The organism is Pseudomonas palmensis (assembly GCF_017848315.1).
Classification (GTDB): Bacteria; Pseudomonadota; Gammaproteobacteria; order Pseudomonadales; family Pseudomonadaceae; genus Aquipseudomonas; species Aquipseudomonas palmensis.
On the sequence record NZ_JAFKEC010000048.1, the window covers coordinates 20,843 to 43,399 of the forward strand.

The following is a 22,557-nucleotide window of genomic DNA, read 5'->3' on the forward strand; positions in this document are numbered from 1 at the left end:
TTGGTCGGGCTGTGATGGGCCCTAGAATGCGCAGGATTGGCGATGCAGGCAAGGTTTATCTGTATGGATATACAGATGAATGTGTAGCGCTTGCCTGCCCGCCGATGCCTCAGCCGCGCGACGCTTCCAGTGCCTGGGCCAGGTCGGCCAGGATGTCGTCGCTGTGTTCGATGCCGATCGACAGGCGCACCATGTCACGCGGCACGCCGGCCTTTTCCAGCTCTTCGTCGTTCAACTGGCGATGGGTGGTGGAGGCCGGGTGGCAGGCCAGCGACTTGGCATCGCCGATGTTCACCAGGCGCACCACCAGCTTGAGTGCGTCGATGAAGCGTGCACCGGCCTCCTGGCCGCCCTTGATCCCGAACGACAGGATCGACGCCGGCTTGCCCTCGGTGTAGCGCAGCGCCAGCGCGTGCTCGGGGTGGTCCGGCAGGCCGGCGTACTTGACCCACGCCACCTGCTCGTGACCCTGGAGGTAGTGGGCCACCTTCAGGGCGTTCTCGGTGTGACGCTCCATGCGCAGGGCCAGGGTCTCCAGCCCCTGCAGGATCAGGAAGGCGTTGAACGGCGACAGCGCCGCGCCGGTGTTGCGCAGCGGCACCACGCGGCAGCGCCCGATGAACGCCGCCGGGCCGAAGGCCTCGGTGTAGGTCACGCCGTGGTAGGACGGGTCGGGGGTGTTGAGCAGGGCGAAACGCTGCTTGTGGTCGGCCCACGGGAAGTTGCCCGAGTCGATCACGATGCCGCCGATGCTGGTGCCGTGGCCGCCGATGTACTTGGTCAGCGAGTGCACCACCACGTCGGCGCCGTGCTCGAACGGGCGGCACAGGATCGGCGTGGCCACGGTGTTGTCGACGATCAGCGGCACGCCATGGCGGTGCGCGGCATCGGCCAGCGCGCGCAGGTCGACGATGTTGCCGGCCGGGTTGCCGATCGACTCGCAGAACACCGCCTTGGTCTTGTCGTCGATCAGCGCCTCGAGGGCGGCGATGTCGTCATGGGCGGCGAAGCGGGTCTGGATGCCGAAGCGCGGCAGGGTATGGGCCAGCAGGTTGTAGGTGCCGCCATACAGCTTGGACACCGAGACGATGTTGTCGCCGGCCTCTGCCACGGTCTGGATGGCGTAGGTGATCGCCGCCATGCCCGAGGCCACCGCCAGTGCGCCCACGCCGCCTTCCAGCGCGGCCATGCGCTGTTCCAGCACATCGTTGGTGGGGTTCATGATGCGGCTGTAGATGTTGCCGGCCACCTTGAGGTCGAACAGGTCGGCACCATGCTGGGTGTCATCGAAGGCGAACGAGGTGGTCTGGTAGATCGGCACCGCAACCGCTTTGGTGGTCGGATCGGGGCTGAAGCCCGCATGGATCGCCAAGGTTTCCAGCTTCATGATGCAGTCGTTCCTTGAAAGTCGTGGAGGCCGAAGCATGCGCGGGGCGCAAACGCGGGGTCAAGCCTTGCCCCGCTGAACGATGACCTGCGCCAGCCGGTCGGATGGTCATTGCCTGCCACCCTGCAACGGAGTCGCCCATGCTGCCCCACCTGATTGCACCCGGTTTCGCCCTGCTGGCCCTGGCCAGCACCCTGGCCATCGCCGCCGAGCCCTTGCGCATCACCGGCCTGCAGCGCTGTGGCGATGTGCTGAGCGCGGTTCAGCAGCAGTGGTGCGTGAGCACCCGCGGCCTGGCGCAGGGCACGCCCGGGGTGCATCTGGACGGGCACGTGCTGCCCGCCGCCCGTGTCACCCGCGATGGCGATACGCTGCGGCTGAACCTCGATACGGCGCGGTTGGACAGCGGCCCGTTGTGGCTGCAGGACGCGGGCGGCCAGGCCAGCAACCCGGTGTGGCTGTCGCTCAAGGCCAGCCATGTGGTGCCCGCCGGTCCGGGCGAGGTGGCGAAGAACATGGACGGCCTGACCACCTATGTCGACCTGGTCAGCCTGCTGATCGAAGAGCGCCACGACGGTCTGCAGGAGGCCCGGCGCCTGGCCGACAAGTACGGCGCCAAGGTGGTGGGGGCGATCGCGCCGCTGAACGTCTACCAGCTGCGCCTGCCGGTCAGTGACCTGGTGCAGCGCGATGCCATGGTGCTGCGCCTGGGCAGCGAGGTCAGCGTGGACGCCGTGGTGATCGAGGAATCCGCGCCGGAAAAGGGCGAGGAGCGCGAATCCGCAGATGCGCAGGCCCGGCCCGGCGGCGAGGAGTGGGCCGCCAACCGTTTCATGGACGCGGTCAACTTCTACCAGCGGCGCATCCCTGCCCGCGATGCGGCGGTACCGGTCAGCCCGGTACGCATCGGCGTGATCGAGCGCGACGTGGATTTCGACGCCCCCGATTTCGCCGATTACCTGGGCCCGTGCCGTGGCGAGCGACCACGCACCTGCCTGTACGCGCGAGACGCCGACAAGCCCGACGGGCATGGCAGCACGGTGGCCGGGGTGCTCGCCGCGCGCTGGGAGCAGGGCGGCAATACCGGTTTTCTGCGCGGGCTCGACCCGGCCAGCCCCGGCTTCGAGGTGATCGTGGAGCGCAATTCCGACGCCGGCATCACCGCCAACATCGCCGCCTCGGTCAACCTGGTGGAGGATGGCGTGCGGGTGCTGAACTGGAGCTGGGGCATCCACCGGGTGGGGGCGAAGAACGTCGAGGGCGACGAGGTCGACTCGCTGGTGCGCTCGGGCCTGGCCATGAGCGGCTATGAAGAGCTGCTGGAGGAGTTCTTCCTGTGGCTGCGCAAGGAGCACCCGGACGTGGTGGTGATCAACTCGGCGGGCAATGGCGCGTCGTACTCGGGTACCGACGAGTACCGCCTGCCGTCCTCGTTCGTCACCGAGCAGTTGCTGGTGGTGGGCGGGCACCAGCGCAGCGAGCGCCCGGTGGCGGTGGATGATCCGGCCTATGTGGTCAAGCGCGCCGCCTCCAACATCGACGTGCGCGTGGACATCACCGCCGCCGCCTGCGTGCAGGCGTCCACTGCGCAGGCCGACCAGCGCGGCGAGGTGCACTGCGGTACCTCCTATGCCACGCCGATGGTGGCCGGGGTGGTGGCGGCCATGCTCTCGATCAACCCGCGCCTGCAGCCCGAGCAACTGCGCCTGTTGCTGCGCCGCAGCGCCATGACCCTGGGCAGCGAGGGCGACTTCGAGCCGATGGACGCCGAAGACCTGACCGCGCCGATCCTGCCGTCGGAGCGCAACTACCAGCTCAATGACAAGGACGTCGGCCGCTCGGCGCGGCTGGACATGCACAAGGCCCTGGACCTGGCGGTGCAGAGCCGCGACCGGGTGCGATGAGGGTGTCGCCTTCATCGCGGGTCCAGCCCGCTCCCACAGGCTCTGCACAGTCCTGTGGGAGCGGGCTTGCCCCGCGATGGCTGCGACGCCGTTTGTGTTTGAGGTAAGCTAGCCAACCTTTTGCACCCCCTCGATACCCTGTCACCCCCGCAGGCGATGCCCTGCCGATTGGAACCCCGATGCAGCCCACACGCAAACCCTTCCGACTCGCCCCCGTGCGCGCCGACGTGCTCGCCGGCCTCACCACCGCCTTCGCCCTGGTGCCCGAGTGCATCGCCTTCGCCCTGGTTGCGCACCTGAACCCGCTGTTGGGCCTGTACGGCGCCTTCATCATCTGCACCCTGACCGCACTGTTCGGTGGGCGCCCGGGCATGGTTTCCGGCGCCGCCGGCTCGATGGCGGTGGTGATCGTCGCGCTGGTGGTGCAGCACGGCGTGCAATACCTGCTGGCCACGGTGCTGCTGGGCGGGCTGGTGATGCTGCTGTTCGGCCTGCTGCGCCTGGGCAAGCTGGTGCGTCTGGTGCCGTACCCGGTGATGCTCGGCTTCGTCAACGGCCTGGCCATCGTGATTGCCCTGGCCCAGCTCGAACACTTCAAGTCCGGCCAGGCCTGGCTTGCCGGCAATGCGCTGTACCTGATGCTCGGCCTGGTGGCACTGACCATGGCCATCGTCTACGTGCTGCCACGCCTGACCCGCGCCGTGCCGCCGGCGCTGGTGGCGATTCTCGGCGTGGGCCTGCTGGTGTACCTGTTCGACCTGCCCACCCGCACCCTGGGCGACATGGCGCACATTGCCGGCGGCCTGCCGGGCCTGGCCCTGCCCGAGGTGCCATGGACCCTCGACACCCTGCGCATCATCGCGCCATATGCAGTACTGATGGCCATGGTCGGCCTGCTCGAAACCCTGCTCACCCTCAACCTCACCGACGAAATCACCGAGAGCCGCGGCCACCCCGACCGCGAATGTGTGGCGCTGGGCGCGGCCAACATGGTCTCGGGCCTGTGCGGCGGCATGGGCGGCTGCGCGATGATCGGGCAGACCGTGATCAACCTCGGCTCCGGCGGACGCGGTCGGCTGTCGGGCGTCGTGGCCGGGGTGATGATCCTGATGTTCGTGCTGTTTCTCGCGCCGCTGATCGAGCGCATTCCGCTGGCGGCACTGGTGGGGGTGATGTTCGTGGTGGCGCAGCGGACCTTCGCCTGGGCATCGCTGCGGGTGCTGCACAAGGTGCCGGTGAACGACGTGCTGACCATCGTGGCGGTCACCGTGGTCACGGTGTTCACCGACCTGGCGGCTGCCGTGATGTTCGGCATCATCATCGCCGCCCTGAACTTTGCCTGGCAGCAGGCCCGCGAGCTGTACGCCGACAGCGACGTGCACGCCGACGGCAGCAAGCTGTACCGCGTGCACGGCACCCTGTTCTTTGCGTCGGTCACCACCTTTCTGAACCAGTTCACCCCGGCCGACGACCCGGCCGAGGTGACCCTGGACTGCGCCCACCTGCGGGTGGTCGACTACTCGGCGATCGCTGCCATCAAGACCCTGCGCGAGCGCTATGCCAAGGCCGGCAAGCACCTGCGCGTGGTGCACCTGACCGAGCGCTGCAAGCAACTGCTCAGGCGCGCGGGGGAGCAGCACACCGCCTGAGCCCACGCGCATTTTTAAGGATCTGCTGATGGTCCGCGCTGCGGCATGTGCCTGAACATTGGCCTGTCACGGGAGTGACGTTCTCTGACGGCAAGCCTGTTGATTGGAGGAGTCTTTCGAAGCGGTGGATGGGCTATGGCACGCCTGCGTGGGAGGGTTGAGTGATGAATCAGTCGGCGCTTTACGTGGTCTCGACGCCCGTCGCGAGTACGTCGTTGCAGTCGGACCTCGGAAGGGCCCTGGAGCGGGATCAGTTCGAACTGCATTATCAACCGCTCTACCGCGTCGATCAGGGTCGCCCCTACATCGCGGGTGTCGAGGCGCTGCTGCGCTGGCGATCTGCCGGGCAACTGGTGCCGCCGCTGGCGTTCATCCCCACCCTTGAAGCCACCGGGCAGATCGTACCGGTTGGCGAGTGGGTGCTGCAGCGCGCCTGTCGACAGGTCCGCGACTGGCAACTGGCCGGGCAGGGGCAGCTGCACTGTTCGGTCAACGTCTCCAGCCTGCAGCTGGAGCAGGTCGGCTTCGCCGCCTCGGTGCGGCGCGTTCTGCAGGCCTGCGGGCTGCCGCCGGCGAGCCTGATCCTGGAAATCACCGAAAGCCAGTGGGTCAGCGACAGTGCCCAGGTCAAGGCCTGCCTCGATGAACTGGTGAGCCTGGGCGTGCGGCTGGCGCTGGATGATTTTGGCACCGGCTACTCAGCCCTGAGTTGCCTGCTGCGTTTTCCATTGAGCATCCTCAAGGTCGACAGAAGCTTCGTCAGCGGCCAGCCCCAGAGCGGCAAGCTGCACGCCATCTGTCGTGCAATCATCGGGCTGGGGTGCGAGCTGGGCTTCGAAGTGGTTGCCGAAGGCGTCGAGGAGGCTGACCACCTGGACTTCATCGTGGGCCAGGGCTGCCATTACGCGCAGGGTTACCTGCTCAGTCGGCCCTTGCCGCCGACGGAGTTGCAACGCCTGTTCAACTAGCGGCTGCCACCGCCACGCAAGGGCGCCTGGCCGCTCGGAGGGTGGGCGTACCTCGATCGCCGATCATCGGAGGGCGGTGTGCAGGCCCGTTTTAAGGCTTGCCTGATAGGCTATTTCAAACGCCCTCATTAAAGTCCCCACCAGCAACGACGCGGAGTCGGGTGCCTCCGATTTTCTGCTTGTTTCTATGAGGGATTGAACATGCTGCTTAGAAATTTCAGGCTGGGCCATCGAGCAATACTGGTGTTTTTCGTATTGAACGTGCTGGTCATTGTCCTGGGTGTGGTTTCCATCATGCAAATGGGCCGGGTGCGTGCCGCTGCCCTGGAAATCGAGAAGAACTGGATGGAAAGTGTGCGCCAGGGAGGCGCGATCGACGCGCTGGTGCTGCGCCTGCGGCTTGAAAGCTATCGCCTCCTCAGTACCGATGACCCAGCGATCAGGAAGATGTCCATCGAGACCATCACCGGTGCACGCAGCGAGCTCGACAAGGCGGTCACCGACTATCGTCACCAGGTGTCCAGCCCGGACGAACAAGCGGCCTACGACGATGTCAAGACAGGGATCGCCAACTACATAGGGCAGCTGGACAGCTTTCTGGAGCGGGTGCAGGCCGACCACGCCGCCGAAGCCACCGAGTACCTAAACCAGACGACTCGGCCGCTGGCGAACAGCCTGCAGGTCGTTATCGGCAAGATGATGGACATCAACCGCGAAGGTGCCCGCCAATCGGGGATCGAGTCCGAGGCCATCTATCAGAGCTCGGTGAAGACCGTGATCGTGATCATCAGCGTGGTCGTGGTGTTGAGCATCCTGATGGGGGTTCTGTTTGCGCGCAGCATCACCGTACCGTTGCTGGCGGTGCTGGGGATCAACCAGCGGATTGCCGAAGGCGACCTGCGCAGTGTCGTGCCGATGTCCGGCAAGGACGAGCTGACCGACCTGATGGCCTCGACCGCGAGCATGCAGGCCAGCCTGCGTGACACCATTCGTCTGATGGGCGACTCGTCGAACCAGTTGGCCGCAGCGGCCGAACAGATGCATTCGGTGGCCGAGGAATCGAGCCGCGGGCTGCAGCAGCAGAGCGATGAAATCGAACAGGCCGCCACCGCCGTGAACGAGATGACGGTTGCGGTCGAAGAGGTGGCGCGCAACGCAGCCTCCGCGTCGGAAGTCACCCAGCAGTCCGCCAGTTCGACCCGCACCGGTTCCGAGCGGGTGACCCAGGCGGTTGTCGCCATCCAGAACCTGACAACGATTGTCGAGTCCACCAGCGGGGAAGTCGAAGGCCTTGCGAACAGGGCACAGAACATCAGCAAGGTGCTGGACGTGATTCGCGCGATTGCCGAGCAGACCAACCTGTTGGCCCTCAATGCTGCCATCGAGGCTGCCAGGGCCGGTGACCAGGGGCGCGGGTTCGCCGTGGTGGCCGACGAGGTGAGGGCACTGGCCCACCGCACCCAGGAGTCCACCAAGGAAATCGAGACCATGATCGCCGACATCCAGGCGGGGGCCGAGCAGGCGGTAACGGCGATGTCGCAAAGCCGCGTCAATGCCCAGGACACCCTGGGGATCGCGCAGGAAGCCGGCGCCGCACTGGATGCGATTGCCCGTTCGATCACCGAGATCAACGACCGCAACTTCCTGATTGCAACCGCTTCCGAAGAGCAGGCGCAGGTGGCACGTTCGGTGGACCACAACCTGGTGAGCATTCGCGATCACTCGGTGCAGACCTCCGACGGCGCCAGCCAGACGGCCACTGCAAGCAACGAGCTGTCCAGGCTGGCGATTGCCATGGCCGACCTGACCCGGCGCTTCACCACGTGAAACCGCGCCCGTGCCCCAGCCACGGCATGCGCATTCGCGGCGGTACATCGAGCTGAGCCAAGCGCCCTGGCTGTGCTGGGGCGCATTTTTAAGGCTTGCCTGATAGTGCTGCGCAGCAAAGGGCACTTAAGCTGGCGCCATGAAATTGAAGCATTTCCTGCAACCCACCGACTCGTTCTTCTCCACCCCCAAGGCCGTGCGCCGGCTGCTGCGATTGTTCGCCCAGTTGCTGGTGCTGGGCATGGTGGTGGGTGCGATCATTTCTCTGAGCTCGATTCTCAGGAACGAAGTTTCCCGTCGTCAGGGGCTCATGAGCGATGCCATCGCCAATGCACGGGTGTTCTTCACCCAGCGCGAGGCGCTGCTCAAGAGCCTCGCGCTGTCGGCGGTGGCGAAGCCACCTGGGCAACAGTTCGCGGTGGCGCAGCAGGTCGGCCACCGACAGCCCGGTGACGACCTCCGCTGGGACCTGCAGTTGTCCGGGCGCATGGTGGATTTCCTCACCACAAACCGCATCAACCTGCTGTACGTCGCCGATCAGGTGGCGGCCCGCGTGGTGTACCTGAACCGCACGGTCAGCTTCGATACGCCGATCCCTGGCGCGGTGCTGAGCCGCCTGCAGCGTATCGATCCCACCCTGCCCGAGGCGGACCAGGCGGTCTGGCTCAGCGATCAGCAGGCGTCGACGCCGCGGCTGTATCTGTTCGTGCGGGTGGATTTCCACCAGCCCCGATCAGGCTGGCTCGGCATGGAGATGGATGCCAGCGACGTGGCCAGCACGCTGCACGATGACGCGGCAGGGCAGTTCATGATGCTCAACCCCAGAGGCGATGTGATGATGCGCAGCGTGTCGAGCGTGTACCCGTCGCTGCCCTTGCCGAAGCTGGAGACAGGCCATGACTTCGGCTTCTCCGGGGAAGGCTTCTGGCCCGACCAGCTGGTGATGCGCAAGAAGCTGGGCTACTCGGATTGGAAGCTGTTCTATGCCATCGGGCTGGAGGCCTTGCTCAAGGTGTTGTGGTGGCCGTTGCTGGCTGCCAGCGCCCTGATCCTGCTGATCGGCGTGCTGGTGGGGCGCCTGGTGACGCGCGTCGAACGGCGCCTGATCACCCCGGCGACCCAGCGCATCGATGCACTGATCGAAAGTGAAGCGTTCAACCGCGCGATCATCCAGACCGCCCCGGTGGCGCTGTGCGTGCTGCGCCGCGCGGATGGCCAGGTGGTACTGGAGAACACCTTGTCGCAGCAGTGGCTGGGCGAGTGCAAGGAGCGCGAGCGCCTGTGCCACGGCTGGATCGAACAAGCCTTCAGCGACCGCGAAATCGTCCAGTCCGACGAGTTCCAGGCCGGCGACGGTCGCCACCTGCACCTGAGTTTCGTGCGCACCCGCTACAACGGCGAGGATGTGCTGTTCTGCGCCTTCAGCGATATCAGTACGCGCAAGCAGGCCGAGGCCGCGATGACCATGGCCAAGCAGATGGCCGATGCCGCCAATGAAGCCAAGACACTGTTCCTGGCGACCATGAGTCACGAGATACGCACGCCGTTGTATGGCGTGCTCGGAACCCTGGAGCTGCTGGCCCGTACCGAGCTGAGGGGGCCGCAGAAAGACTATCTGCACGCCATCGAGAGTTCCTCGGCAGCGCTGCTCAACCTGGTGTGCGATGTTCTCGATGTGGCCAAGATCGAAGCCGGTCAGTTGGCCCTGGAGGCCAGCGAGTTCTCGCCGCTGGAGCTGATCCACGACGTGACCCAGAGCTACGCCGGTGCTGCGCGCAGCAAGGGGTTGTATCTGTATGCCTTCGTCGACCCGCACATGCCGGCGCTGTTGCGTGGCGACATAACGCGCATCCGCCAGGTGCTGAACAACCTGCTCAACAATGCGGTGAAGTTCACCGAGAGCGGGCAGATCGTGCTGCGTGCCAAGGTCGGCTCGATGACCGAGGAACGGGCCGACATCCTCTGGCAGGTCAGCGACAGCGGCCCGGGCATTGCCCCGGACGACCAGGCCTTGCTGTTCGAGCCGTTCTACCAGTCCTCGACCAAGACCAACGTGGTGCCCGGCACTGGCCTGGGCCTGTCCATCTGCCAGCGCCTGGCCGCCTTGATGAACGGCAGCATCCGCGTGGTCAGCGCCGTGGGCCTGGGCAGCAGCTTTACCTTGAGCATTCCGCTGGGGCGCTCGTACCCGATGCCGGCGAGCGATACGCCGCGCCTGGCCGACGAGATGATCTACGTGCATTCCCCGGTGCTGGAAATGGCCGAATACGTCAGTGGCTGGCTGCGGCGCTGGGGCGCGCAGACCCATATCGGGCTGCCACCCGAGATCCAGGCCGCGCATGACGTGCTGCTGGTGGAGGCCCACCCGCACACCGCGCACCCGGTCCTGCTGGAGTGGAGCGGGCCGCGTGTAGTGATCTGCCCGCAGGAGTGCGAGCCGCCGTCGCAGCAACGCTACTGGCGGGTCAAGCTCAACGACCTGAACGGGCTGCTGGCGGCCGTCAGCCAGGCCCAGGGCATCGCACCCCCGGCGCCTGGCCGGATCGAGCACGAGATCACCCGGCAACTGGACCTGAGGGTACTGGTCGCCGAAGACAATGTGATCAACCAGCTGATCGTCAAGGACCAGCTGGAAGAGCTGGGGTGCAGCGTGGGCCTGGCCCGCGATGGGCATGAGGCCCTGGCGCTGTGGCAGAACGAGGTGTTCGACGTGGTGCTCACCGACATCAACATGCCACGCATGAACGGCTATGACCTGGCCAAGGCCCTTCGTCGTCAAGGCTGCGTGGTGCCCATCATCGGTGCCACGGCCAATGCCATGCGCGACGAGGGCGATCGGTGCCTGGCGGTAGGCATGCAGCAGCTGCTGGTCAAACCCTTCGGCCTCGGTGCGCTGTTCACCTGCCTGCAGCACTGCCAGCGTGAAGAGAGGCGAGCGTGACGTCGTTGGCCAGAAGCTCCCTACGCCTCGGTATCGGCTTGCTGCTTGGCGTTGCCCTGATCTTCCTGCTGGCGATGACCCACGAGCAATGGGCAGCGCAGTACTGCGTCGATTGCGTCAGCTTCATCCGTGGGGCGAATTTACCGCTGCTGCGCATCGTGCTGGCATTCGCGTTGCTCAGTGCCCTGCTGGGGTGGCTGTACTACCACTATCGCCGGCAGGTCATCGCGCCGGCTCGCCAGGCCCGGAGCGAGCTGCTCGACAGCCAGGCGTTCAGCCTGGCGGTGATCGAAAGTGCACCTGCCGGGCTGATTGTCATCCGCCTGCACGACCTCCAGGTGGTGGTGGAGAATCAGCGTGCCAAGGACAGTCGCGAAGTGGCGCAGTCCATCGTCGAGATGGCGCGCCAACCCGGCATCGAACTGTGCGGCGAGGCGAGCATGGTGCTGCAGGGTCGCTGTTTCCGGCTCAGTTTCTCCTCGACCCGCTACCAGGACCAGCAGGTTCTGCTGTGCGCGTTCACCGACGTCACCGAACACCTGGAACGCGCGGTGGCCTTGAGCCAGGCCAAGTCCATGGCCGACAAGGCCAGTGAAGCCAAGACCCTCTTCCTGGCGACCATGAGCCACGAGATCCGCACCCCGCTGTACGGCGTATTGGGCACCCTGGAGCTGCTCGGCCTGACCGGCCTCGACCAGCGCCAGATGGATTACCTCAGCATCATCCAGCGCTCGTCCTCGACATTGTTGCAACTGATCAGCGATGTGCTGGACGTGTCCAGGATCGAGTCGGGTCAACTCACCCTTGAGTCGGTGGCCTTTTCGCCATTGGGCCTGATCGAGGACGTGATGTCCGCGCACATCGCCAACGCGCGTGCAAAGGGCCTGCAGATCTATGCCTGCGTGGCACCGGAAATACCCGACCAGCTGGTAGGGGACGAGGTGCGCATCTGGCAGATCCTCAACAACCTGCTGGGCAACGCGATCAAGTTCACCGACATCGGGCGGGTTGTGCTGCGCTGTCGCGTGGTCAGGGGCGAAGGGCAAGACATCACGCTGGAACTTCAGGTCACCGACACCGGCATCGGCATTTCCCCGGAGCAGCAGCTACACCTGTTCGAGCCGTTCTACCAGGCCCGCGCGAGCAACCTTGTCAGCGGCACCGGGCTTGGCCTGTCGATCTGCAGCCGCTTCAGTGCGTTGATGGGCGGCGAGGTGAAGGTGGTCAGCGAACAGGGGTTGGGCAGCAGTTTCACGCTACGCCTGCCGTTCGTGCTGCCGGACACGCCGTTGCCGGCAGAACCTGGCATCGACCTCGGCGGCGTGCAGGTGTACGTGCGTGCGCCCGTGCTGGAGCTGGCCGAGAACATCGGCAGCTGGCTGCTGCGCTGGCATGCCACGGTTACGGTGCTCAGCGCCGCGCAGCACGAGGTGCACAGCGGGGCGCTGCTGGTCGAGGTACTGGGCAACGGCAAGTGGCTGCCGGACTGGAACGGCCGGCGCCTGTTGTGCGACTACGACGGCCCGCAGGTTCCCGAGCCGATGGAGGCGGGCTGGCGCGTCAGCGCCAATCATGTGCGGGCGATTGCCGGCGCCGTGCTGATGGAAAATAACGGCGTCACCGAGCCCGCGCCGCCTGGCGCAGCCCCTGCCTTGCCGGCGCTTGGCCTGCAGGTGCTGGTGGCCGAGGACAACCTGATCAACCAGGCCATTCTCAAGGAACAACTCGAAGCCCTGGGCTGCACCGTGGAACTGGCCAGCGATGGCCAGCAGGCGCTGCAGCAGTGGCGCAAGTACCGCTTCGACGTGCTGCTGACCGATGTCAACATGCCGGTCATGAACGGCTACGAGCTGGCGCGCGCGATACGCCTGCAGAACGCCAAGGCGCCGATCATCGGCGTTACCGCCAATGCCATGCGCGACGAGGGCGAGCGTTGCCAGGCAGCGGGCATGACCTGCTGGGTGGTCAAGCCGCTGAGCCTGACCACCTTGCGCAACCTGCTGCTCAATGTCACCCCGGCGCTGGCGCACGAGGAGGCCGGGCGCCAGCCGTCGCTAGAGCTGTCGGTGCAGCTGGCCGAGGGGGAGTCATCGGCAGCGGGCATCGTGTTGTCGCCGGCCATGCGCGACCTGTTTTTGAGTACCATGGAGAAGGACATCCGCGCCATTCGCCTGGCCCTGGCGGCCGGCGAGCAAACCGACGTCCTGCACAAAGTGCATGGTGTCAGTGGCGCACTGTCGGTGGTGCAGGCGCACGCGCTGGCCAGGCTGTTCGGTGAGCTTGAGCACCGCCTGCGCGCGCCCAGCCTGCAGCTCACCTTGATTGACGATATTCACCAGGCGCTCGACCGGCTCTGCGACTTGATGAGGTCGGTATGACCCGGGCCGAGACTTGCCACACTTTGTGCACACCGGAGCGATCATGCATAAAATCACCGTAGTCATCGCCGATGACCACCCGATCGTGCTGTTTGGCGTACGCGAACTCATCAAGTCCGACCCGCGCTTCGAGGTGGTTGGCGAAGCGGGCAGCTCCACCGAACTGATCAACGTGCTGCACGACAAGCAGCCCCAGATCCTGATCACCGACTACAACATGCCGGAGAGTTCCCAGTATGGCGACGGCCTGCGGCTGATCACCTACCTGACGCGCAACTTCCCCGCGCTGCGCGTGCTGGTGCTGACGATGGTGTCCAACAGCCTCATCCTCACGCGGCTTTACAATCTGGGCGTGGCGGGCGTGATCGACAAGCGCACGGTGAACGAAGAGTTGCTGCGCGCACTGGAAGCCTTGAGCCAGAACCGCATCTACAAGCTGGCGCCGGCGAACCGGAACTCGGTGATCGACAACGGCTACCAGATCGACGAGCGCATGGCTTCGCTTTCCACCCGCGAAGTGGAGATCCTGCGTCTGTTCGTGTCGGGCATGAGCCTGCGCGACATCGCGATCAATCAGAATCGCAGCCCCAAGACCATCAGCACGCAAAAGATCGCGGCCATGCGCAAGCTGGATGTGCGCAGCGACCAGGAGCTGGTCTCGTACTGCCTGGAGGCCAACCTGTTCCAGTAGGCGTGCCCGCGTTTTCAGGTTTGCCTGATGGCACGGGGCCCGGCTGTATCGTTCAATGGCGTCAAGCGACGGCAGCATTCCACAGGAGGCAATCATGGCGCCCGATCTTGAGCAGCGATACCCCGACAGCGTGCGGACAATCTTCATTTCACACAGCGAGACAGCGGATGTTCGCCAGTTCATAGGGCAGTACATCGACAGCCGTTGCCTGCGTTGCAGCCCTGCGGTGTGGAACATGGTCCTCGCCGTACTGGCGGACTACCCGGGTGAAGCACCGGTGCGCCTGTACGAGCTCAATGCCTGGCTTGACCACACACTGAGCAGACGCCCCTTTTACCGGCCAAGTGCACACCTGCTGCAGCTGGTGGTCAGCAATCAGCACATCCCTGCACCCAGCGACCGGGTCGGCGGGGCGTCGACCGTGCAGTAATCGCGCGACGACCTAGCCCTGCTTTTTGATGATGGCATCGGCCACGCTCGCCGGCGCCTCGGCATACTTGGTGAACTCCATGGTGTAGCTGGCGCGGCCCTGGGTCATCGAGCGCATCTGCGTCGAATAGCCGAACATCTCGCCCAGCGGCACGTCGGCGCGGATCACCTTGCCGGCCGGGGTGTCTTCGCCTTCCTGGATCAGCCCGCGGCGCCGGCTGAGGTCGCCGAGGATGTCGCCCTGGTACTCCTCGGGGGTCACCACCTCGACCTTCATCACCGGCTCCAGCAGCACCGCGCCGCCTTTCTGCGCCAGTTGCTTGGTGGCCATCGACGCCGCCACCTTGAACGCCATCTCGTTGGAGTCGACATCGTGGTACGAGCCGTCGAACACCGTGGCCTTCAGGCCGATCAGCGGGTAGCCGGCCAGCACGCCGTTCTTCATCTGCTCCTCGATGCCTTTCTGGATCGCCGGGATGTACTCGCGCGGTATGACGCCGCCGACCACCTCGTTGACGAACTCCAAGCCTTCCTTGCCTTCCTCGGCCGGGGCGAAGCGGATCCAGCAGTGCCCGTACTGGCCGCGCCCGCCAGACTGGCGCACGAACTTGCCTTCGATCTCGCAGGTGTTGCGGATTTTCTCGCGGTAGGCCACCTGCGGCTTGCCCACATTGGCCTCGACGCCGAATTCGCGGCGCATGCGGTCGACGATGATGTCCAGGTGCAACTCGCCCATGCCGGAGATGATCGTCTGCGCGGTTTCTTCATCGGTGCGCACGCGAAATGACGGGTCTTCCTGGGCCAGCTTGCTCAGGGCGATGCCCATCTTCTCCTGGTCGGCCTTGGTCCTGGGTTCCACGGCCACCGAGATCACCGGGTCGGGGAAGTCCATGCGTTCGAGGATGATCGGCTGGTTGATGTCGCACAGAGTGTCGCCGGTGGTCACGTCCTTCATGCCGATCAGTGCGGCAATGTCGCCGGCGCACACCGCCTTGATCTCGGCGCGCTGGTTGGCGTGCATCTGCACCATGCGGCCCACGCGCTCCTTCTTGCCCTTGACCGAGTTGAGTACCGCATCGCCCGAGTTCAGTACCCCGGAGTACACCCGGGCGAAGGTCAGGGTGCCGACAAAGGGGTCGGTGGCAATCTTGAAGGCCAGCGCCGAGAACGGCTCGCTGTCGTCGGCATGGCGCTCCAGGTGCCGGTCTTCATGATCCGGGTCGGTGCCGTTGATGGAGGGGATCTCGGACGGGGCGGGCAGGTAGTCGATCACCGCGTCGAGCATCAGCGGCACGCCCTTGTTCTTGAACGACGACCCGCAGATGGCCGGCACGATCTCGTTGTTGAGGGTGCGCTGGCGCAGCCCGGCCTTGATCTGCTCGTTGTCGAGTTCGGTGCCGTTGAGGTACAGCTCCATGAACTCGTCGTTGGCCTCGGCGGCGGCCTCGATCATGTGCGCACGCCACTCGGTGGCCAGCTCCAGCATGTCGGCCGGTATCGCCTCTTCGCGGTAGCTGGTGCCGTTGTCGGCCTCGTTCCAGTAGATGGCCTTCATCTTCACCAGGTCGATCTGGCCGATGAAGTGCTCCTCGGCGCCGATGGCCAGCTGGATCGGCACCGGGTGGTGGCCCAGGCGCTTGTCGATCTGTTTGACCACGCGCAGGAAGTCCGCGCCCTGGCGGTCCATCTTGTTGACGTAGGCCAGGCGCGGCACATGGTACTTGTTGGCCTGGCGCCACACCGTCTCGGACTGCGGCTCGACCCCGTCGGCGCCGCTGAACACCACCACCGCGCCATCGAGCACGCGCAGCGAGCGCTCCACCTCGATGGTGAAGTCGACGTGGCCGGGGGTATCGATGATGTTGAAGCGGAATTTCTCGGGGAACTGCTTGGTCGAGCCCTGCCAGAAGGCGGTGGTGGCGGCGGAGGTGATGGTGATGCCGCGCTCCTGTTCCTGGGCCATCCAGTCCATGGTCGCGGCGCCGTCGTGCACTTCGCCCATCTTGTGGTTGACCCCGGTGTAGAACAGGATGCGTTCGGTGGTGGTGGTCTTGCCCGCGTCGACGTGGGCGACAATGCCGATATTGCGGTACAGCTCGATGGGGGTGGTGCGCGCCATGGTCGTTCACCTGTGCAAAAGGCGGGCAGCCTGTGGCCCGGGTTCTTCCAGTTAAGCAGAAGAATGCACGGCTGCTGCTACCGGTCGGCGCGTGTGTTCAGACCTCCACGGTGTAGTTCAGGCCCAGCTCGTCGCCGGGCAGGCCGCGTATGCCCCAGTTTTCGCGGGGGGTCTCGAACAGGGTGATCTCGATGTCCTGGGCGCCGATGCCGGTGTGCTCGCCGATGCGCTGGAACAGTTGGCGGATGAGGTCTTTCTTTGCGGCGCTGGAGCGGCCTTCGAACAGGCTGATCTCGATGATCAGGTAGTGTTCGCTGCGGTCGTCGGGGTAGAGGAAGTCGGCGGGGTCCAGGGCCAGGTAGCGCTGGAAGCGTTTTTCCGGCGGGTACTGCAGGGCGCTCATCACCGCGCCATGGATGGCTTCGGCAAGGGCAGGGCGGTGCTGGTCGAGGGTGGTGCGCAATCCATAGATCTTGATCTGGGCCATGCTGACGTTCCGTGTAGGGCGGGGGGAGGTGCATCGTGGCCGATGGCCCTGGCGCCGGCAAGGCTGGCTGCTGCAGAGAACGCCGAACCTGTAGGAGCCGGCCTTGCCGGCGAAAGCCCCTGCTATCATCAGGCCCCCGCCGCCAACCCTTCCAGCACCGCCATCGCCCGCTGCGCATCGGCCTGCGCGACGAAGATATGGTCATGGTAGAACGCGGCCACCACGTTGCAGCTGATGCCGGCCTGGCCCAGCGCCGTGGCGAACGCCGCGGTCAGGCCCACCGCCTCCAGCGACGAATGCACCGTCAGGGTGATCCACGCGGCCTCGTAGCTGAAAGGCAGTTTCAGCGCCTCGGCCCGCCCACGCGACACGATCACCGTCAGCCCCTCCTGCTCGCGAAAACTGCCGATCACCTCGTCAGGCTGCAGCCCCGACCAGTCGGCCAGCGTGCAGAACACGTAGCTGCCTTCATTCAACTGCGGCCGCATGCTGCGCAACAGCGTGGCCAGACTTGTTTCACCCGACATGATCGTGCCCCTGCAAAAGAAATCGGCCGCCAGTCTGGCAGCCGATTGTTGATCAGCAAAATCAATTCTGCTGGGCCTGCATAAGTGCAGCTTCTGGCGTTCAGGCCTGCGTCCAGCGCCCATCCGCCGCATCCGAGCGCACGCAGGCATCAATGAAGCGCATGCCGCGTACCCCATCCTCGGCCGTCGGGCACAGCAGCGACTGCGCGCTCGGCGCACGGTGCTCGCGGCGCGCCATGATCCGCTCGGCCGCCTCGCTGTAGATGTTGGCGAACGCCTCCAGCAGCCCCTCCGGCTGGCCCGCCTTGATTCGCGTCGACAACCTGGCCGACTCGCTCAGCCAGGCCTCGCCACGGCGCAGGATCTGGTGCGGCTGGTCCTGATGACGCAGCTCCAGCCGGTCGGGTTCCTCTTGATGCCAGTACAGCGACCCGGTGGAGCCGAACACGCGCAACTGCAGGCCATGCCGGTGCCCGGCCGCCACGAAGCTGGCCCACAGCATGCCCCGTGCGCCATTCTGCAGGCGCAGCTTCACGTGTGCGTTGTCGTCCGACTGGCGCCCCGGCACCAGGGTGCTCAGCTCGGCCGACACTTCGCTGACCTCCTGCCCGGTGACAAAGCGCAGCAACTGGTGGGCATGCACGCCCACATCCGCCAGCACCGATGAGGCCCCGGCCTGGGCCGGGTCGGTGCGCCAGGCCAGCGCCTTGACCCCTTGCTGCTCCAGCGGGTGGGTGCCGAAGGCGCTGGCGTGTTCCACCTGCACCAGGCGCACCTCGCCGATGGCGCCGCGCGCGATCAGCTCGCGGGCTTCGCGCACCAATGGGTAGCCACTGTAGTTGTGGGTCAGCAGGTGCAGCGCGGGGCCCTTGCGTGCGCGTTCAAGCAGTTGCTGCGCCTCGGCCAGGCTCGAGGCCAGCGGCTTGTCGCAGATCACGTCGATGCCCTGGTCGAGAAACGCCAGGCTGGCCGGCACGTGCACCGCGTTGGGCGCCATGATCGCCACCGCCTGCACGCCATCGGCGCGCGCGGCTTCGGCCACGGCCATGCGCTGGAAGTCCGGGTACACCCGCTCCGGCGCTACGCCGTAGGCCTGGGCAGCGGCGCGGTTGCGTGCCGGGTCGCGGGCGAAGACCCCGGCCACCAGTTCGAAGTGCCCGTCCAGTTGCGCGGCGTAGCGGTGGGTGGCGCCGATCGACGACTCCAGGCCGCCGCCGACAAAACCCAGGCGCAGGCGCTGGCTGGGGTTGGCTACGGTTTTCATTGCACGGCTCCTTGCGCGGTGCGCTGCAGGTGGGCGAAGTGGTTGATGGCCAGCACGTAGCCATGGGTGCCGAACCCGGCCAGTACCGCCTGGGCCACCAGCGACACATAGGAGTGGTGGCGGAAGGCTTCACGCTTGTGCACGTTGGAAATGTGCACCTCGATCACCGGCACCTCGGCGGCGATCAGCGCGTCGTGGATCGCCACCGAGGTATGGGTCCAGGCACCGGGGTTGATCACGATGCCGGCCACGCGGCCACGGGCCTGGTGAATCCAGTCGATCATCTGGCCCTCGTGGTTGGTCTGGTGGAACTCGATGTCCAGGTCCAGTCGTTGGCCGGCGCTGTGGCACAGCGCCTGCACATCGGCCAGGGTTTCGCGGCCGTACACCTCGGGCTGGCGCAGGCCGAGCATGTTGAGGTTGGGGCCATTGAGCACGAGCAGGGTCTTCATTGGGCGGTTTCCGTAGCAGGGGTGGTGCGCAGAGCCTTGGCCCGCAGCGCGTCATACACGGGTTTGTCGAGGGCCACGGCGTCCGGCTTGCCGAGCTGGTCCAGGGGCGTGCGGTAGGTTTCCGGAGCGCTCCAGGCAGCCAAGGCCGAAATGGCGGTGACCGCGCAGGTGATGGCGCCGATCAGCAGCGGCACGTTGTTCGAGCCGGGCGGGGCCACGGCGGTGAACAGCGCCGGAAGCAGGGCGGTGATCATGTAGCCGACGTTCTGCGCGATGGCCATGGCCGACACGCGGTAGTGGGTCTGGAACTGTTCGGGGAAGAAGCTGGGGAAGATCGCGTTGTAGCCCTGGTAGACCATGCCCCACATCAGCAGCGAGGCGCCGAACGCCAGCGGCAGGTTGTGCAGGCTGATGGCATACAGGTAGACGAACGACATCAGCCCGCAGCCCAGTGCGCTGCCGATGATCAGCGGGCGCCGGCCGATGCGGTCGGAGAGGTTGCCCACGAACGGGATCACCAGTACCGCGACGATGTTGCCCACCACCGGAATCCACAGGTACACGCTCTTGTCGAAGCCTACGCCATAGGCCGGCTGCACCGCGTAGGCGGCGCCGAAGATGGTGGTCACCACCGGGATCACGTTCATCAGCGACACGCCGAACACCACCAGCATGCCGCGCCAGCTGTAGGTGAAGGCATCGCGGATCGGCGAGCGCGCGGTCTGCTTGGCGGCCACCTTGAAGGCCTCGGGCTCCTTGACCTCGCGGCGAATGATGTAGGCGGCGATCAGCACCGCGGCGCTGAGCAGGAACGGGATGCGCCAGCCCCAGCTGTTGAAGGCGTCGCTGGGCATGAAGTACGCCAGCGGCAGGAACACCGCCGCTGCCATCACCTGGCCGGCCTGTACGCCCTGCAGGGTGAAGCTGGCAAAGAAGCCGCGGCGCCCGGGCGGTGCGTGTTCGAGAATCATCGAGCTGGCCCCGGCGATCTCGCCGGCCACCGCAAAGCCCTGCACCAGGCGCAGCACCACCAGCAGCGCCGGCGCCCAGTAGCCGATCTGCTCGAAGGTCGGCAGCAGGCCCACGGCCATGGTCGCGATGCCCATCAGAAACATGCACAGCAGCAACACGTTCTTGCGCCCGCGGGTGTCGCCCCAGTGGCCGAGCACGAAGGCCCCGACCGGGCGCGCCAGGTAGCCCACGCCATAGGTGGCCAGGGAGGCGAAGATGGCCAGCTTGAGGTCGGTGCTGGGGAAGAAGATCTGCGGGAAGATCAGCGCCGCGGCCTGGGCATAGATGAAGAAGTCGTAGTACTCCAGCGCGGAGCCGACCCAACCGCTGGCGGTGGCTTTGCGGGTTTGGCGCGCACTGTGCGCGGCGTCATGTGTGGCCATCGCAATTCTCCGTTTGTTGTTTTTATTGGGGGCACGCAGGCGTCCCGGCGCAGGGCCGGGGCACCGATGTTCAGAGGCTGTCGATCATTACCGTGTGGCCGCAGCGGACGGCTTGGCCAATGGCGTCGATGACCTGCAGGTTGCGCAGGCCGTCGCGCACGCTCACCAGCGGCCGGGCCTGGCCACGGATCACCTGGCAAAAGTGCGCCAGCTGGCGGGCCAGCGGGTCGGCCTCGTCGAGGCTGGCGGTGGCGCACTGGAACGGCCGCCACCACGAGCGCTGTTCGTCGCGGGCGTAGTACTTGAGGCGCATGGTCGGTATCGACAGCGAGCCCTGGGTGCCGGCCAGTACGTAGCAGTCCTCGTCGGCGTAGCTGGGGTAGTCGAGGTTCTCGCGGGCGGTCTGCTCCCAGCTGCGCGCGCAGGCGGCGGTGTCGGAGAGCATGAAGGTGCCCAGCGCGCCGCTGGCAAAGCGCAGGCTGATGGCGATGCTGTCTTCCACGGCAAAGCCGCGGGTGGCGTTGGACGCCTGGGCCTGCACCGCGACGATCTCGCCGCACAGCGAACGCAGGTTGCCGATCTCGTGGATCAGGTTGATCAGCACCGGGCCGCCGCCGGCCTCGCGGCGCCAGGGGGCGGCATCGAAGTAATCGTCGGGCTTGTAGAACAGCGCGCTGCCCATCACCGCCACCAGGTTGCCCAGTACCCCTTCGGCAATCACTTCGCGGGCCTTGTGCAGGATCGCACTGTGGGCGCGGTGGTGGCCCACCAGCAGGCGTGCATCACGCTGCTCGGCGATGGCCAGCAGGCGCTTGCCGTCTTCCAGGGTATGCGCCACCGGCTTTTCGATCAGTGCCGGTATGCCGTGCTCCACGCAGGCCAGTGCGCCGTCGACATGCAGGTGGTTGGGCGTGGCCAGGATCACCCCGTCCGGGCGCTGCGCGCCGAACAGTTCGGCCAGCCCCGGGTACAACGGTACGCCGCAGGCGTTGGCCAGTTCGGCGGCGGCGGGCGAGGGGTCGACGATGGCGGCCAGCTGGCACTCGGCGCTGGCCTGGATCAGTTCGATATGGCGGCGGCCGATCAGGCCGGCCCCGGCCACGGCAAGGCGTAATGCAGTCATGGTTCTCACTTTCTTGTTCTGGGTCGAAGCGCGTTTGTGAGAGGCTAATAAAAAAGCGCCAGGAGATAATCGGGCCAGATGAAGAATCAGAATGCGCTGATAGCGAATAATGAGCCGTTGCTGCGTGACCTTCAGTTGTTCTGCGAGGTGGCGCGGCGCTCCAGCTTCATCGCGGCAGCCACCGAGACCGGGCTGTCGCCGGCGCATGTGAGCAAGCGCATCGCCACCCTGGAGACGATGCTCGGGGTCAAGCTGTTCAACCGCACCACGCGGCGGGTCAACATCACCAGCGATGGCGAGGCGACGTTCGTGTGGGCGCAGAAGATCCTCGAGGACGTGGGCGCGATGTTCGATGCGTTGTCCGGCGGGCAGCGCGAGCCGCAAGGCACCTTGCGCGTGTGCACCAGCCTGCGCCTGGGGCGCGAGCACGTGGCGCCGATCCTGTCGCTGCTACGGCGCCAGTACCCGGCGCTGGAGGTGTGGGTGGAGCTGCTGGACCGGCGCGTGGACCTGATTGCCGACAACTTCGATATCGATGTGCGGGTGGGCGAGGTGCAGGAAAAACACCTGATCGCGCACCGCATCGCCAGCAGCTCGCGGGTGCTGGCGGCCGCCCCGGACTACCTGGCGCGGCGCGGCCAGCCGCGGGTGCCGGCCGACCTGGCGCAGCATGACTGCCTGCTGTTTCGCAGCCGCGACGACCGTTTCGGGGTATGGCGCCTGGTGGGGCCCAATGGCGCCGAGACGGTGAAGGTGACCGGGCCGATGGCCTCCAACCACAGCGACATCGTGCGCCAGTGGGCCCATGACGGGCACGGCATCATCATGGCTTCGCGCTGGGACGTGGCGGCCAGCCTGACCAGCGGAGCGCTGGTGCAGGTGCTGCCGGGGTATCACCAGCCGGCGGACATCTGGGCGGTGACGGCGGTGCGCTCGTCAAGTTCGGCCAAGGTGCGCAGTTGCGTGGCGTTTCTGCGTGAGCAACTGGCGCAGGGGCCCTATGCGCTGGCTGGGGGA

At 66.0% G+C, this 22,557-nt stretch carries 17 protein-coding genes and 1 pseudogene; 10 read left to right on the plus strand and 8 right to left on the minus strand.

Features of this window, described 5'->3' with window-relative positions:
• Positions 1-109: 109 nt before the first annotated feature.
• Positions 110-1,387 carry a bifunctional O-acetylhomoserine aminocarboxypropyltransferase/cysteine synthase gene (locus JZZ72_RS21085; protein WP_210015089.1) on the minus strand — a complete coding sequence of 426 codons (1,278 nt, stop codon included), beginning with the start codon at positions 1,385-1,387 and terminating at the stop codon, positions 110-112.
• A 140-nt stretch (positions 1,388-1,527) separates the two neighbouring features.
• On the opposite strand from JZZ72_RS21085, the gene JZZ72_RS21090 reads away from it, so the two are divergent.
• The 9 genes and pseudogenes from JZZ72_RS21090 to JZZ72_RS21125 all read left to right on the plus strand — a co-directional run bounded on the left by JZZ72_RS21090 (position 1,528) and on the right by JZZ72_RS21125 (position 14,175).
• Positions 1,528-3,291: a S8/S53 family peptidase gene (locus JZZ72_RS21090; RefSeq protein ID WP_210015090.1), complete on the plus strand. Its 1,764-nt coding sequence runs from the start codon at positions 1,528-1,530 to the stop codon at positions 3,289-3,291.
• 179 nt (positions 3,292-3,470) lie between these two features.
• Complete coding sequence (locus tag JZZ72_RS21095; RefSeq protein ID WP_210015091.1) at positions 3,471-4,940, plus strand: SulP family inorganic anion transporter; 1,470 nt, start codon at positions 3,471-3,473, stop codon at positions 4,938-4,940.
• Positions 4,941-5,104: 164 nt separating this feature from the next.
• On the plus strand, positions 5,105-5,908 hold the full coding sequence (locus tag JZZ72_RS21100; protein ID WP_100632481.1) for a putative bifunctional diguanylate cyclase/phosphodiesterase: 804 nt from the start codon (positions 5,105-5,107) through the stop codon (positions 5,906-5,908).
• Between the two features lie 201 nt (positions 5,909-6,109).
• A pseudogene (locus tag JZZ72_RS28320) lies at positions 6,110-6,877 on the plus strand (MCP four helix bundle domain-containing protein); the annotation flags it as partial.
• Positions 6,878-6,946: 69 nt separating this feature from the next.
• On the plus strand, positions 6,947-7,735 hold the full coding sequence (locus tag JZZ72_RS28325) for a methyl-accepting chemotaxis protein (protein ID WP_404702909.1): 789 nt from the start codon (positions 6,947-6,949) through the stop codon (positions 7,733-7,735).
• A 139-nt stretch (positions 7,736-7,874) separates the two neighbouring features.
• A complete protein-coding gene (locus JZZ72_RS21110; RefSeq protein WP_043861103.1) occupies positions 7,875-10,676 on the plus strand; it encodes an ATP-binding protein in 2,802 nt (933 codons plus the stop codon).
• Positions 10,673-13,054: an ATP-binding protein gene (locus tag JZZ72_RS21115; protein ID WP_210015092.1), complete on the plus strand. Its 2,382-nt coding sequence runs from the start codon at positions 10,673-10,675 to the stop codon at positions 13,052-13,054. The genes JZZ72_RS21110 and JZZ72_RS21115 overlap by 4 nt, the downstream gene beginning before the upstream one ends.
• Before the next feature lie 43 nt (positions 13,055-13,097).
• Positions 13,098-13,745 (plus strand): response regulator, encoded by a 648-nt coding sequence (locus tag JZZ72_RS21120; RefSeq protein WP_210015093.1) that lies wholly within the window; start codon positions 13,098-13,100, stop codon positions 13,743-13,745.
• A 94-nt stretch (positions 13,746-13,839) separates the two neighbouring features.
• The gene (locus tag JZZ72_RS21125) at positions 13,840-14,175 is read left to right on the plus strand and encodes a hypothetical protein (RefSeq protein ID WP_210015094.1); all 336 of its coding nucleotides are present in this window, start codon (positions 13,840-13,842) and stop codon (positions 14,173-14,175) included.
• 12 nt (positions 14,176-14,187) lie between these two features.
• On the opposite strand, the gene fusA is transcribed toward JZZ72_RS21125, so the two are convergent.
• From fusA to JZZ72_RS21160, 7 genes are all read right to left on the minus strand, one after another.
• Positions 14,188-16,293 carry an elongation factor G gene (gene fusA, locus JZZ72_RS21130; RefSeq protein WP_078481078.1) on the minus strand — a complete coding sequence of 702 codons (2,106 nt, stop codon included), beginning with the start codon at positions 16,291-16,293 and terminating at the stop codon, positions 14,188-14,190.
• 97 nt (positions 16,294-16,390) lie between these two features.
• Positions 16,391-16,780 carry a tautomerase family protein gene (locus JZZ72_RS21135; protein WP_058540411.1) on the minus strand — a complete coding sequence of 130 codons (390 nt, stop codon included), beginning with the start codon at positions 16,778-16,780 and terminating at the stop codon, positions 16,391-16,393.
• 128 nt (positions 16,781-16,908) lie between these two features.
• Positions 16,909-17,307, minus strand: a complete 399-nt coding sequence (locus tag JZZ72_RS21140; protein WP_210015095.1) for an ACT domain-containing protein — start codon at positions 17,305-17,307, stop codon at positions 16,909-16,911.
• A gap of 100 nt (positions 17,308-17,407) precedes the next feature.
• Positions 17,408-18,571, minus strand: coding sequence for a Gfo/Idh/MocA family protein (locus tag JZZ72_RS21145; protein ID WP_116053550.1), 1,164 nt, complete (start codon positions 18,569-18,571; stop codon positions 17,408-17,410).
• Positions 18,568-19,023, minus strand: a complete 456-nt coding sequence (gene aroQ / locus JZZ72_RS21150; protein WP_100632487.1) for a type II 3-dehydroquinate dehydratase — start codon at positions 19,021-19,023, stop codon at positions 18,568-18,570. Before aroQ ends, JZZ72_RS21145 begins: the two co-directional genes overlap by 4 nt.
• Positions 19,020-20,417: an MFS transporter gene (locus JZZ72_RS21155; protein ID WP_210015096.1), complete on the minus strand. Its 1,398-nt coding sequence runs from the start codon at positions 20,415-20,417 to the stop codon at positions 19,020-19,022. Before JZZ72_RS21155 ends, aroQ begins: the two co-directional genes overlap by 4 nt.
• Positions 20,418-20,487: 70 nt before the next feature.
• Positions 20,488-21,540, minus strand: a complete 1,053-nt coding sequence (locus JZZ72_RS21160; protein WP_100632489.1) for a Gfo/Idh/MocA family protein — start codon at positions 21,538-21,540, stop codon at positions 20,488-20,490.
• Positions 21,541-21,618: 78 nt separating this feature from the next.
• Here JZZ72_RS21160 and JZZ72_RS21165 point away from each other — a divergent pair.
• Positions 21,619-22,557, plus strand: a 939-nt coding sequence (locus JZZ72_RS21165; protein ID WP_210015097.1) for a LysR family transcriptional regulator, incomplete at its 3' end; no start/stop codon positions are given.

Coding starts and splice junctions, on each gene's coding strand:
- JZZ72_RS21090 (WP_210015090.1), top strand. CDS start 1,528: ATGCTGCCCCACCTGATTGCACCCGGTTTCGCCCTGCTGGCCCTGGCC.
- JZZ72_RS21125 (WP_210015094.1), top strand. CDS start 13,840: ATGGCGCCCGATCTTGAGCAGCGATACCCCGACAGCGTGCGGACAATC.
- JZZ72_RS21140 (WP_210015095.1), bottom strand. CDS start 17,307: ATGTCGGGTGAAACAAGTCTGGCCACGCTGTTGCGCAGCATGCGGCCG.
- JZZ72_RS21160 (WP_100632489.1), bottom strand. CDS start 21,540: ATGACTGCATTACGCCTTGCCGTGGCCGGGGCCGGCCTGATCGGCCGC.
- fusA (WP_078481078.1), bottom strand. CDS start 16,293: ATGGCGCGCACCACCCCCATCGAGCTGTACCGCAATATCGGCATTGTC.
- JZZ72_RS21110 (WP_043861103.1), top strand. CDS start 7,875: ATGAAATTGAAGCATTTCCTGCAACCCACCGACTCGTTCTTCTCCACC.
- JZZ72_RS21100 (WP_100632481.1), top strand. CDS start 5,105: ATGAATCAGTCGGCGCTTTACGTGGTCTCGACGCCCGTCGCGAGTACG.
- JZZ72_RS21135 (WP_058540411.1), bottom strand. CDS start 16,780: ATGGCCCAGATCAAGATCTATGGATTGCGCACCACCCTCGACCAGCAC.
- aroQ (WP_100632487.1), bottom strand. CDS start 19,023: ATGAAGACCCTGCTCGTGCTCAATGGCCCCAACCTCAACATGCTCGGC.
- JZZ72_RS21095 (WP_210015091.1), top strand. CDS start 3,471: ATGCAGCCCACACGCAAACCCTTCCGACTCGCCCCCGTGCGCGCCGAC.
- JZZ72_RS21085 (WP_210015089.1), bottom strand. CDS start 1,387: ATGAAGCTGGAAACCTTGGCGATCCATGCGGGCTTCAGCCCCGATCCG.
- JZZ72_RS21155 (WP_210015096.1), bottom strand. CDS start 20,417: ATGGCCACACATGACGCCGCGCACAGTGCGCGCCAAACCCGCAAAGCC.
- JZZ72_RS21145 (WP_116053550.1), bottom strand. CDS start 18,571: ATGAAAACCGTAGCCAACCCCAGCCAGCGCCTGCGCCTGGGTTTTGTC.
- JZZ72_RS21120 (WP_210015093.1), top strand. CDS start 13,098: ATGCATAAAATCACCGTAGTCATCGCCGATGACCACCCGATCGTGCTG.
- JZZ72_RS28325 (WP_404702909.1), top strand. CDS start 6,947: ATGCATTCGGTGGCCGAGGAATCGAGCCGCGGGCTGCAGCAGCAGAGC.